This is a genomic window from Paenibacillus polymyxa (assembly GCF_018614975.1).
In the GTDB taxonomy this organism is placed as follows: domain Bacteria; phylum Bacillota; class Bacilli; order Paenibacillales; family Paenibacillaceae; genus Paenibacillus; species Paenibacillus polymyxa_E.
In genome coordinates this window covers 380,052-393,093 of sequence record NZ_JAGGNR010000008.1, presented here as the reverse complement: position 1 = coordinate 393,093, position 13,042 = coordinate 380,052, and the positions used below count along the sequence as shown (strand labels likewise).

The 13,042-nt window shown below is 46.4% G+C and carries 10 protein-coding genes; 9 read left to right on the top strand and 1 reads right to left on the bottom strand.

From position 1 onward, the window contains the following. Positions 1-14: 14 nt before the first annotated feature. The 9 genes from J7E78_RS05060 to infC all read left to right on the top strand — a co-directional run bounded on the left by J7E78_RS05060 (position 15) and on the right by infC (position 11,908). Positions 15-1,013 (top strand): ABC transporter substrate-binding protein, encoded by a 999-nt coding sequence (locus tag J7E78_RS05060; protein WP_215075227.1) that lies wholly within the window; start codon positions 15-17, stop codon positions 1,011-1,013. Between the two features lie 12 nt (positions 1,014-1,025). Then, positions 1,026-2,783, top strand: coding sequence for a helix-turn-helix domain-containing protein (locus J7E78_RS05055; RefSeq protein ID WP_311516929.1), 1,758 nt, complete (start codon positions 1,026-1,028; stop codon positions 2,781-2,783). 343 nt (positions 2,784-3,126) lie between these two features. Then, positions 3,127-5,502 carry a putative PEP-binding protein gene (locus J7E78_RS05050; RefSeq protein WP_215075225.1) on the top strand — a complete coding sequence of 792 codons (2,376 nt, stop codon included), beginning with the start codon at positions 3,127-3,129 and terminating at the stop codon, positions 5,500-5,502. A gap of 115 nt (positions 5,503-5,617) precedes the next feature. Then, a complete protein-coding gene (locus J7E78_RS05045) occupies positions 5,618-7,555 on the top strand; it encodes an LTA synthase family protein (RefSeq protein WP_215075224.1) in 1,938 nt (645 codons plus the stop codon). A gap of 233 nt (positions 7,556-7,788) precedes the next feature. Then, a complete protein-coding gene (locus tag J7E78_RS05040) occupies positions 7,789-8,796 on the top strand; it encodes an LLM class flavin-dependent oxidoreductase (RefSeq protein WP_215075223.1) in 1,008 nt (335 codons plus the stop codon). Positions 8,797-8,895: 99 nt separating this feature from the next. Next, complete coding sequence (locus J7E78_RS05035) at positions 8,896-9,648, top strand: metallophosphoesterase family protein (RefSeq protein WP_215075222.1); 753 nt, start codon at positions 8,896-8,898, stop codon at positions 9,646-9,648. Between the two features lie 101 nt (positions 9,649-9,749). Continuing rightward, positions 9,750-10,073, top strand: a complete 324-nt coding sequence (locus J7E78_RS05030) for a (2Fe-2S) ferredoxin domain-containing protein (RefSeq protein WP_215075221.1) — start codon at positions 9,750-9,752, stop codon at positions 10,071-10,073. 291 nt (positions 10,074-10,364) lie between these two features. Continuing rightward, positions 10,365-11,297 (top strand): manganese-dependent inorganic pyrophosphatase, encoded by a 933-nt coding sequence (locus J7E78_RS05025; protein WP_215075220.1) that lies wholly within the window; start codon positions 10,365-10,367, stop codon positions 11,295-11,297. Between the two features lie 119 nt (positions 11,298-11,416). Beyond that, positions 11,417-11,908, top strand: coding sequence for a translation initiation factor IF-3 (infC, locus tag J7E78_RS05020; RefSeq protein ID WP_215075219.1), 492 nt, complete (start codon positions 11,417-11,419; stop codon positions 11,906-11,908). A 186-nt stretch (positions 11,909-12,094) separates the two neighbouring features. On the opposite strand, the gene J7E78_RS05015 is transcribed toward infC, so the two are convergent. Next, a complete protein-coding gene (locus tag J7E78_RS05015) occupies positions 12,095-12,919 on the bottom strand; it encodes a protein-glutamine gamma-glutamyltransferase (RefSeq protein WP_215075218.1) in 825 nt (274 codons plus the stop codon). Positions 12,920-13,042 lie beyond the last annotated feature (123 nt).

Below are 13,042 nucleotides of genomic sequence, written 5' to 3'. Positions count from 1 at the left end.
GGGTGAAGGGTAACATGGTAGGTTTAGTTAAAGGTTTCAAAGGGTGGACGATTACATTACTGCTCATGGGTCTGGTTATTTCAGGATGTAGTACAAATACCGCGACGAATGCGGAACAGACTCCTGCAACTGAAAGTGCAGCTTCTGGAGAAAATACTACTGAAACCGAGACAGAGCCTGCTACACGGGTTGTACAGGATGAATTTGGAGATGTAACGATTCCGGTTCAGCCACAGCGGATTGCTGGAATATATGTGGAAGATTATCTGAAGGCGCTCGATATTACACCTGTAGTGCAGTGGTATCATCCTTTGTGGGGTGTGCAGGATTATTTAGGACTGGATGTTCCGCAATTTGATACGACAGGGAGTATTGAGGCTTTGTTGGCATATGATCCGGATCTCATCATTGTAGATGGTGGAGTGGATATAGAGAAATATGAGATGTATTCCAAGGTGGCACCGACGTATCGCTTGCCTGAGAGCGTACTGCAGGATTCCAATCAAATTTTGAAAACCATTGCCGATGTTGTAGGTAGACCGGAAAAGGGTGAAGAAGTTGCTGCGGCATTTGGGACCAAAATTGCAGATGCCAAGTCGAAGCTGCAGGAAGCGGTTGGAGACGAGACTGTCGCAGTGGTCCGGCTGAATGTTAACGATGACACCCTGGCGTTGTTTGGTGTGAAAAATCGATTTACCGGTTTTATTTATTCGGAGCTTGGTCTAACACCTCATCCTCTGGTTAACAAGATGGAAGAATATCAGGAAATTCTGTCTGAGGAGGCCATTCCACAGCTTGATGCGGATCATCTTATTATTTTCCCTTCCAATGGAGAATGGTCATCTCCCGAGAACAAGGAAGCCTTGAAGGTACTGGACAGCAAGTTGTGGCAATCGCTTCCGGCGGTTAAGAACAATCAGCTGTACATCATGGAAAGAGCACATTGGCAATCAGGGGCGATTACCGCAAACTCCATGAAAATTGATGATCTCTTGGAAAAAATGACTCCATAAGTATAATCCCATATGAAAGAAAGTTCTTCAGCCAGGGTTGAAGAGCTTTCTTTTTTCGTATACACTATTTTAAATGATAATAATTCTCAGTTAAGGACGATGAACATGTGCCCCACGATAATACAATGGATACCTAAGCCTTGGCTATGCATGCTTCAACATATGGAATACGTAGATGACAATAAATCTCATATCGATAAACGTTTGTTATACAGCATGTCGTCCTCTCACTCCATATTTGTTGTAACGTCTGGAAAGGGCGCAATAGTTTGCTCAGATCAGGAATCTCATTTGGAAAAAGGAATGATTATGTTTGTTCCGGCTGGAACATCCGTTAAAATAGAAGGTTTGTCTTGGACAGAAAATGATTTGCAGTATTATAAGCTTGAACTCATGGTGGCTGAGTTGAAAGAAGAGACTTCGAACGCTTTGTCTAGAAGAAACACGGAGCAGCAGCAGGAACTTTCCCAAAGTCCAGATTCTACGACATTATTACCTCTTATGCAACTCAGTTACAGTCCGTGGAGTTCCTGTCTGGAAGCCTTGGAACAAATACTGCGTCAACAGATCTCCGGCGATTGGCTAGAGCAATGGGAGGTACAGCTACGTTTTCAGGAGTGGTTCCGAGCCTTACTTCGCCAAAGTAATTCCGAAACAGAAGCAGCTGATGACCGTGCCCGTCTTCAAAGTTCAATTCGTTATATTGGCGACCACTATGATCAGACCATAACCGTGGATGAGCTCGCAGCAAATATTGGTCTAACCAGAGCCAGCTACACTCGGCAATTCAAAAGAATCACAGGCAAGCTTCCGCTTGATTATGTAAATACGGTTCGGTTGGAGCGTTCGAAACAACTATTGCAGCTGACGGATGATCGCATCCATGAAATTGCACAGAATGTGGGATTCAGCAGCGAGTATTATTTTGGCCGCCGATTCAAGCAATATGCTGGTATTTCTCCTGGATTGTACCGCCGTCATCACCGTCAAGAGGTACGTGTCTTTGCTCCGTATCTGGAGGACTTTGTGTTGGCTCTTGGCGTAAAACCCGTATTGCAATGTTCGCATCATTCCTGGGGTAGACAGCAATATTTGGGGTTGGATGACGTACCTGAATTTGATGTGAGCCAGATGGATGCGCAATTTAATTTTGGCAACGTACCTGACTTTATTATGCTGGACAAGGGATATGATCGATGGAATCTGGACCGCTTTGAACAGGTAGCACCTACATTTTACGTAGATCATCTGGGAGAAGACTGGCGCTCCATTTTGAGATCAACAGCCGATGTGTTGGGGAAGGTGAATCGGGTTCAAGATGTAATTGGCGCATATGAGGACAAGGCAATGGAAGCTAAGAGTCGGTTATCACGTTATATGAAAGGACAAACAGTGGCTTTTTTGCGTATATCCGCATCTGAAATTACGCTCTATGGGGATCAGCAGGGTTACGTCGGACCTGTGATTTATCAGGATCTTGGACTGACTCCGCACTCCCGTGTGCAGCAATGGACAAGACACGAGCGGAGGATCAATATTGGATTGGACCAGTTAAGTCAGCTTGAAGCCGATCACTTGTTAATTACATTTGACACGGGGGATTCCGTCAAACGTGGAGATGAGCGTGAACTGTTCAACACGGAAGAATGGAAACGCCTGCCTGCGGTGAGAAGCGGTAATGTGTATGAAGTGGATTTCATGTCGTGGATGAACTACGGTGTGATTTCTCATGGGAAAAAGATTGAGGATGTATTGCGGTTTATGGCTTGATGAATGGGAGTTAAACTACAAAGTCGGAAGGATTATACCCTGTTTGATCGGGTGCTGACGTTTGAGGTAAGTGAATACTAAATAGAATGTGAAGTTCCTTCAGCTTAGTTGAAGGGGCTTCTTTTTGCTTCACTACGATGAATGAGCCAATGTAACTGCTCGAAAGGCTGGTTTCATCTTATTTTAGTGTATCGTTTACAAAAAAAATGGATAACGAGCACAAAATGCAAAAGCAAATGTCCTTGACTGAACGATTGTGACATACCATTAGAGTGAAGGCTGATCTGTAACGCAGGGATTGAAGTCTTCAAGCTAGCCATGAATGGCGGATGGGAGAGCTGTAATGACAAAACGGGTAATTCTGTTGGAAGAAGGTACGGCAGAGATGAAAAGGCTAATGGGCAGTAAAGGGGCTGATCTTGCAGAGCTAATCCATGCAGGGTGGTCTGTCCCGGCCGGATTTGTGATCACAACGGAATGCTGTCGCGAGTTCTGTACCCGTCTTGGACATCTTTCCGGTGAAGGAGAGGAAGAGATTATTAACGCGATCCGGCATCTGGAACAGCAAACCGGGAAGTTCTTCGGACATTCGGAGAATCCGCTACTACTCGCGGTACGTACGGACCAGGATCGAGCCTCAGCAACTGCGACACAATCACTGTTAAATGTTGGTCTGAATGATGTTACTGTGGAAGGACTCGCACGTCAAACTGGTGATCGGTTGTATGCACTCCAATGTTATCTAGATTACTTAAAGGAATATGGACAGTTGGTATATGCAATTCCTTCTGAATTTTTTACAGAAATATTGAGTCAGTTCAAGGGTTGGGATGAAACGGAACTTGAATTAACCATTACGGAATTTAAATATTTAATTGAAGCGAAGGGGCGTAACCCTTTTCCAGAGGATGTTCAAATTCAATTCAAAGAAGCAGTACGTGCGGTATATCATTCACAGCGGGTTAAAGCATCCAGATCTCAGGACGAGATCGTGCGTAAACCATATTACATCTCTTCGGAGCAAAGTGCTCCTGTTCTTATACAGACGATGATGCATGGGAAATGTGGAGAATCAAGCGGGACCGGAACAATGTACACGCGAAGTCAACTTACAGGAGAAAGGGGAATCACTGGACAATACGTCCCAACCGGGAACACGAGCCAAACAGATCATGGTCTGGAGCGTTTACGGAATGACGAACCTGAGCTGTACACAAGTTTGCTGGAGATAGGTAGCCAGTTGGAGACGCATAAGGGAGAAGTGCAGGAAATCACCTTTGTGATTGTTGCCGGCGCGTTGTATGTTGTGCAGACCCAGCCCGCACGATTATCCTCCACAGCCACCCTGAGGAGTACTGTGGATTTTGTCCATGAAGGACTCATCACCAAGGAGGATGCACTTCTTCGCATCCAACCTGAGCATATCACGGAAGTGCAGAAGCTTTACACAAATCCTAGTTCTATCAGCGAAGCGAACACTGGACATATGCCCATAAAGATTCAGCCAGTAACTGGTGATGTATGTCCAGCTTATAACAACTCAAGTCCACTTTTATCAGCAGATCTGCAACTACTGCTCGATTGGGCTGATGAAGTGAAAGAGCTGAAGGTACTGGCCAATGCTGATCGACCACAGGATGCCCTGACAGCACGGCTACTGGGGGCTGAGGGAATAGGTCTGTGCAGGACGGAGAACATGCTGTTATCACCTGCACGGTTACCTTTTGTACAAAAAATGATTCTGGCTGACAGTGAATCCGAACGCAGGCGTGGGTTGGAGCGTCTGTTGCCGATGCAGCAGTCAGATTTTGAACAGATATTCGAAGCGATGGATGGATACCCGGTAACGATCTGTTTGCTCGATTTGCCGTTGCATGAACTGTTACCGGATCTGGGCGTGTTGGAGAAACGACGTGAGTGGTTACAAGCAGAGGAGTGGCAGGAGCAAAAAGACCATCAGATTGAACTGGAGGAACTAGAGCGTATAATTCGCAGAGTCTGTGAATTGCATGAACATAATCCGACATTGGGGCAAAAGGCTTGTCGTCTGAGTTCGGTGTTCCCGGAGATCGTTGATATGCAGCTGGAAGCGATTTTCCGCGCAGCAGTGAAAGGCATCCGGCAAGGCTGGTGGGTACGTCCCGAGATTATGATCCCTCAGATCGGTCATGTGCATGAACTTCAGGTGATGAGAGATCTGGTGGATCATGTGGCTGACCAAGTGCTTGGTGAGGAGAAACGGCATTGTCTCTATAGAGTGGGGGCGATGATCGAAGCTCCGAGAGCGGCGCTGACGGCGACTCATATTGCTCGCCAGGCTGACTTTTTCTCGTTTGGCACGGATGAGCTGACAGAGATGACATTTGGATATAGTCGCCATGAAGCTGAGAAGCGGCTCCTTCTCCTTCAGCGTGATACGGACTCTCGTACGGTAACGAATAATCCATTTCATGTGCTGGACATTGAGGGAGTCGGACAACTGGTGGAGATGGCTGTAGTTCAAGGTCGAATTCGAAAACCTCATCTGAAGACAGGGATCTGTGGAGAGAATGTGGTTGATCTGGAGTCCATTACGTTCTGCCACCGCATTGGACTGGATTACGTAAGCTGTTTGCCTGAACAGATCCCTTATGCACGAATTGCTGCTGCACAAGCAGTCATTAAGGAACAGAGAGAGGGAGCGGACACGCAGAACACGGATATATCTACAATTGCGTAACGCTCACCCCGTCCTACACGGAACTTCCATGGAATAGCAACCAGAAAACTGTTATACTGAAATATGCGTTTTGTAAAATAAACGTAAAATTTCAGGGTAAGGGTTGAAAGCGACCATGTATAATTCCAAAAAAGAACGGACTTCATCACGGACCTTATTCGCCGTGTTATTCATCCTGATGCTGTTGAAGTTGTCACTGCTGCGGTATTTCTTTTTCCAGGGTCTATCCGGTTTCGGGCTGTTAACTGACGCATTAGGCGCACTAACTCTGATATGCCTGCTGGATCTGATCGTGCCCAAAGGCTGGAAGCGAGCAGTATATGGAGGATTCAATGTGCTGTTTTCTCTGGTGCTGTTCGCGGCTACGCTGTATAACGTTCATTTCAGTTCGGTACCTACCTATACCGTGCTCAGTGAGCTGGGGCAAGTTGCCCAAGTACGAGGCAGTATCGGACCTCTGGTCCGACCGACGCACTTTCTGTTTTTCGTAGACATTATACTGGCGTTGCCGATATGGCTGATTATGCGCAGACGTGCTGGCGGGCGTAACCACAGCAGTTACCGCGATAGCGGGTTGACGTTTGGCAGAATCCGGAGACGTTACTGGGGCAAACTCGGCGTTGCGCTTACGGCTGCATTTTGCATCGTGCTGTCTGGCAGCTTTATTGTCAAAGGTGAAACGATTGATAATGAGTTGGTGCGAGCCGAGAATCTCGGTTTCCTGAACTATCAGGTTTCGTCTGCCATTCTGACGAGCAAAGAAAATAAGGCTATTGCGAATGGCAACATTAACGAAACGATTGCCAAGATCAATGAGCTGGTTAGCCAGTATCCGTATCAGGATAAACCAAGTGACGGTACAACTGTCAAAGCCAAATATTTTGGTCAGGCCAAAGGCAGCAATCTGATTGTACTGCAACTGGAGTCCTTTCAGAATTTTCCGATTAATGCTTCATTAGACGGTCAGGAGTTAACACCGGTACTGAATGATCTGGCCAAAGAAAGCTATTATTTCTCTCATTTTTTCCAACAGATCGGACAGGGAAACACATCAGACGCTGAGTTTATGTCGAACACGTCTATCTACCCAACCGGAGTTGTTCCCATGTCAGCCGGGTATAGTGATCGTGATCTTCCAAGTCTACCCAAGGTACTGGCGGAAAAGGGATATGAGTCAGAGACGTTCCATGGGAATGACGTTACTTTCTGGAACCGGAACAAAATGTATCCGGCACTCGGATTCACACGTTACTTCGACAAGCCCAGCTTCAAGAATGACAGATTCAATGACTTTGGACCATCGGATGAAGAGTTGTACCGTGTAGGTGTGGAAAAAATGACTGCGCATCAGGCTGCGAATCAGCCGTTCTATGCTCAGTTCATTACGGCATCGAGCCACTCGCCGTTTACGGTTCCCCCTGATCGTGCACGGATCACGATTCCAGCGACCATCACGAACAAACTGCTTTACGATTATCTGCAAGCGATCAACTATACGGACTATGCCATCGGTCAACTCATTAATGAGTTGAAGGCGAATGGATTATGGGATAACACTACTTTAGTGCTCTACGGAGACCACTTTGGTCTGCCTGCTGACGAAGAGATTACACAGCAGATTCAGGCCAATCTGGGCGTCCCTTATGACGGTAAAGTAAGTCGATTCAACATCCCGTTAATGATCCACACGCCGAAGCAGACCAAAGGGCAAGTGATTGAGCAGCCTGGCGGTCAGCTGGATATGTTGCCAACGCTTATGAATCTGATGGGCGTTTCCCTTCAAGATGAACAGTTCACTGCCTTCGGACATGATCTGCTCAACATGGATCATAATGCCTTCGGTATCCGGTATTACTTGCCGACGGGTTCATTTGTCAACGATGAGATCATGTTTATCCCGGGTGCGGGCTTTGACGATGGAACAGCCTATTCGCTGAAGACATACGAGCCGGTAACGGATTTGGAACCGTATCGTGCCGACTATGAGCATGTGCTCAGCCTGATGAAACTGTCTGACGAGTATGTGAAGTTGTTACCGAAACGTGCGCCATAAATCAATTTCTCTGCAATAGGTTAGTTAAAACGTCACCAGTTCAAAAGCTGGTGGCGTTTTTTTGCATGTTTCTTGCACAAGTGTGGTAATAAAGAGGATAACTAAAGTTTGAAACTGTAATAATTAATGTTACAATGGAATGAGCAAGAACGAAGTGAGCAAGAGCGCGTAATATACGCAGAACTCGTATTCACAGCACTTATGAACCTAACAGACGAGAGGATTGAATATATATGAAACTGAGTGTACTCGAACATGGACATATCAATGAAGGACGAACTGTACAGGATACGTTACAGGAAACGGTGAAACTCGCACAACATGCGGATCAATTGGGGTACTCCCGTTTTTGGATGTCGGAGCATCACGGTAGTGGTGCGCTGTCTTTCTCCAGTCCTGAAGTTATGATTGCACATGTAGCTGCACATACGGATCGAATTCGCGTAGGTTCCGGTGGCGTTATGTTACCTCATTATAGTGCCTACAAGGTTGCAGAGAATTTCCGTCTGCTGGAAGCTTTGCATCCGGGGCGGATTGACCTTGGGATTGGCAGAGCACCAGGCGGCATGCCGATTGCGAGCAGAGCTCTGAATGAAGGCAAGTCATCGAATGTACAATTCTTCCCGCAGCAGATTGCGGATCTGGGCGGATACTTCCACGAGCAGTTGCCCGAGGATCATCGGTTCGCATCTCTGGTAGCCGGACCATCGGTTCCAACGGTACCAGAAGTGTGGTTGCTGGGTTCCAGCTCCGAAGGTGCAAGAATTGCTGCAGCGCAAGGAACATCGTATGCGTTTGCCCAATTCTTCGGAACACCAGGCGGCGAAGAAGCGATGAAACATTACCGCAGACATTTCAAGCCGTCCATCCTGAATGACAAACCACATTCAATGATTGCTGTTTCGGCATTCTGCGCGGAGACAGAGGAAGAAGCCGCTGAACTTGCGCGTAGCAATGAACTTTTCTTCTTGCGCCTTGGACGAGGTCTTGAACAAAGTTCATTCCCATCTCTGGAGACGGTGAACAACTATCCATACACAGCGATGGAGATGGAACAGATTCGTCAACGTCGTTCCTTTTCCATTGTGGGAACACCGGATCAGGTGAGAGATAAAATTACCGCAATGGCTGAACGCCATGAAGCAGATGAAGTCATTATTGCGTCAGCGGTCCATTCGTTTGAAGCACGTCTGCGCTCATTTGGCTTGATTGCCGAAGCCTTTGGACTCAAGCAGGACTAATGGTGAGCAAGCGGGAATAACTACTCTGAACAGACCGGAATCTTGCTCTTGCAAGGTTCCGGTTATACTCTTGCGTGATCAGGGAGAGGAGATATTCACATGCGCAGATGTGTCATTAGTGATATTCATGGCTGTTACGATGAATTTAATGCACTGCTTAAGCTTGCAGATTATAATCCGCAGCAGGACGAATTGATTTTACTCGGTGATTATGTGGATCGAGGTCCAAGCAGCAAACAGGTCATCGAACAGATTATGCAGCTTCAGCAACAGCACCATATTATGGTGATCAAAGGCAATCACGATGCCATGATGGTCAAGGCATTAACCCAGGATGTTGAGCAATATGATCAACACTGGATCCGTAATGGCGGATTACAGACGATGGCAAGTTATCTGGATCGGGAGCTTACTTATGATGAGCAACAGATAGATTGGGAAGCTTATGCTGAAGCCAAACAGTGGATACGTACACACTATGAACACCATCTTTGTTTTCTGGAACAGCTTCCGCTGGTGTACGAAATACCAGGTTATATTTTTTTGCATGCCGGGCTCAATCCGGATATCGAGGATTGGAGAAGCCAGTCCGAGCGGGACTTCATTTGGATTCGTGAATCATTCTATTCCAGACCAACCACGATTAGAGAGACGGTCGTATTTGGACACACCCCTGTGAAGCATTTGCATGATGAGACAGGCATTTGGTTTGACCCGAGCGGAGACAAAATTGGCATTGATGGTGGTTGTGCTTACGGAGCACAATTGAACCTGCTGGAGATTAGCGAAGACGGCAGTCTGCAGACCTTTTTTGTACGGCAAAGGCAGAGCGCGGAAGAGCCTGAGATTTAATTTTTTCGTTGCGTATCAGGGTTTCATATGCTAATTTATAAGGTTGTACGATGGAATAAATACGATACATATCATATCGACTTGAGGGGAATGAACCAAGTTTGGCTATTTATAATCTGGATCAACTGCAACATCACATTTTACTCTGTAATGGTGGAACATGCATGCGTAACGATGGGGAAGAAGTAACTCAGGCGGTACGGGACGAGATTGTTAAGCAGCAGGCGGGAGGATTCATCCATACAACACGTACCAAATGTAATGGTCGGTGTGACGATGCATGCGTAACGATTGTGTATCCACAGGGCGACTGGTATGGCCAAATGACACCGGATTCAGGCAGAGCGCTGGTACAGGCCTTGTGTGAAGGGGAGAAACTGGAGAAACACCTGATTGCGAATGTGGCCAAAACCTCTGTAAAGTAGGAATACAGAGCGGATATTTTTTCAAAATCACTGACCTGAGAATGATTTACAATTAATTCGCTGTAAAGGGATTGGAATTAAGCCTTATAAGCGCTATAATCAGTAGGGTATGATTAAAATATGACATATATTTTCTATATAAGTTCAACTAAACTTTTTACACGAGAACGGAGAGGACAGAAAAAATCTGGGGATAACAGCGATCGGAAGGTTATTCTGTCATCGGAGTGGCAAGTGTAAACATTCTTTGGTTAAACTTATATAAATCAGAATTGACGGAGGGCTATGAATATGGAAAAAGCGTTAATCTTCGGTCACAAAAATCCCGACACGGATACGATCTGTTCGGCAATCGCCTATGCGGATCTGAAAACAAAATTGGGTCAGGACGTTGAAGCTGTTCGTCTCGGCGAAGTCAATGGTGAAACCCAGTTTGCACTGGATCAATTCAAAATTGCAGCACCGCGCCTTATTAAAACAGCTGCAAATGAAGTAAATAAGGTTATTCTGGTTGACCACAACGAGCGTCAGCAAAGTGTAAGCGATATTGAGGAAGTGACTGTCGTTGAAGTTATCGACCATCACCGTATTGCTAACTTTGAGACAAGCGGACCTCTGTATTTCCGTGCCGAGCCTGTAGGTTGTACAGCAACCATTTTGAATAAAATGTACAAAGAAAATGGCATCGAAGTAAGTGCACCGATTGCTGGCCTGATGCTGTCTGCTATTATCTCCGATTCCCTGTTATTCAAATCCCCGACTTGCACAGAGCAGGACGTAGCCGCTGCGCGTGAACTGGCTGCCATTGCTGGTGTAGATGCAGACAGCTATGGTCTGGACATGCTGAAAGCCGGCGCGGATCTGAGCCAAAAAACCATTGCTGAACTGATTTCCCTGGATGCAAAAGAATTCGTAATGGGTCAATCCAAAGTGGAAATTGCACAGGTTAATGCCGTTGACGTGAATGATGTTCTCGTGAAGCAACCTGAGCTTGAAGCAGCTATTGATGCAATCATTTCGAGCAAAGGTCTCGACCTGTTTGTATTTGTCGTAACAGACATTCTGAACAACGATTCCGTAGCTCTGGCATATGGTACATCCACTAAAGCTGTGGAGAAAGCCTACAATGTGACGCTGTCTGATAGCAGAGCGCTCTTGAAAGGCGTAGTATCACGCAAATCACAAATTGTACCGGTTCTGACGGAAGCATTCAACACGCTGTAAATCAAACCGATTGGCGTATTCGTACGCTGATATGTATTGCAAATAGTAGCAACACCATCCTAGCCTGCTCTGATCCGTAATTGGTCAGGACAGGCTTTTGATGTAGAGGAGGAAGACTCATGATCAAAAATGAAAAGATCAAAGCGGCCGAAGTGCAGCTCACCGGATTGAATGGTGAAGATCTGGGTGTAATGTCCACGCAGGAAGCACTTCTACTTGCGAAGCAGCATAAAGTAGATCTGGTGTGCTTGTCCTTGATGACGAGTCCACCACCATGCAAGCTGATTGGAGCTGGAGTGGCCAAAGCGGAAGCGCAGCAGGCGAAGAAAAAAGCGAGTAAATCCCCCGATAAACGTAAAGTAAAGGAAATTCGCTTGAACCTTGCGATGGAGGATCATGACCGGGATACGAAGCAATCTCAAGCGGAGCGCATTCTGAAGAAGGGTGATTCGGTAAAACTCGTCATCCAGGTGCACGGAGCCAAAGAAGGAGTTGCAGGCAAGGAATGGGCAGAGCAACTGAGTAAATCGCTGGCTGAATTCGGTAGCAAAACAACGGGTGTTCAGGTAAGTGGTAAACAGGTTGTTGTGCAACTGGACCCGAATGCGTAAACTGCCAGGAGCAATCCTTGATGTAGCGCAAAGGTAGGCAAATGTCGATACAATAATGATCTTTTGGATGTAAAGAAAGCCCAATGAGGTGGCAGGTTAACTGCTGCTGTATTGGGCTTGTTTGTCACCACTTGGATTGAGGTATTGTACGCAATTTAATGCAAAATCCGTTTCCGTTTCAGTAGTTCAGCTGCGTAAATAACGGCTGCCACCAAGTCGTACATATAACTGTCCGGGTAATACAGGCGTAGAGCCAGCGGCAATATTATTCTGGCTGTTTTTGGCGAATCGGGATAAATAAAAGAAGTCCGGATAGATCACCATATCCATTAAGTAGGCGGAGACCCGGCTACCTGGAACCCGAAACTGATTCAGGGTACGTATAATCTCTTCGCCGCTTGCAATACCAATGCCATGACCATAATACCAGTTCTCGCGCAGCATGAACGTATTCTCTCCCTGCCACTCGGGGGTTTCCGGAGAAACATCCGGATTTTTGAAATACAGCACATCCCCTGGCAGGGCAGTTTCGCTACCGTTTTTTTCGGTTAATCGCAGGTCACTGTCATAATGCCAGTCAAAGAGTAACAGATTTCGAAACAGGGTATTAAAGGCGTCTTCACGAATGCTTCCCAGCACGCCACCGTACAGCACAATAACGGTAGCGGTTGCACATTCAAAGGCATATAAGTGTCCATTCCTCCAGATATCCCGGATGCCATCGGCGGGGGTCACGTTTGATCTTAGCTCAAACCCACCTTCCGCATTACGATTCCAGTAGGCAGGATTACATCTGGATTTTTCAAAGGATGCAAAACTCACACCGCTTCGATCCAATCCTTCCGCTGCATCCACGAGAGAGCCTCGTAAGTCCCACTCAAAACGAAGATGATCCATGGATTGGTACACATACCTTGTAGGACGATTCTGGATTTGCTGTAACCAATACCATTCAAAATCAGACCATTCCGAGCGATTCAGCTGGGCGGGTTGATTAGCAACAATGATCATGAACTATAACCTCCGTTCCTATTCGAATATTCAATATTGTATAATCGGGAGAGCACGGGTATTGTGTAGTATATGACGTGATGTGTTCGAATTGGTATGTACACAATGAAAGTTGTCAGCATC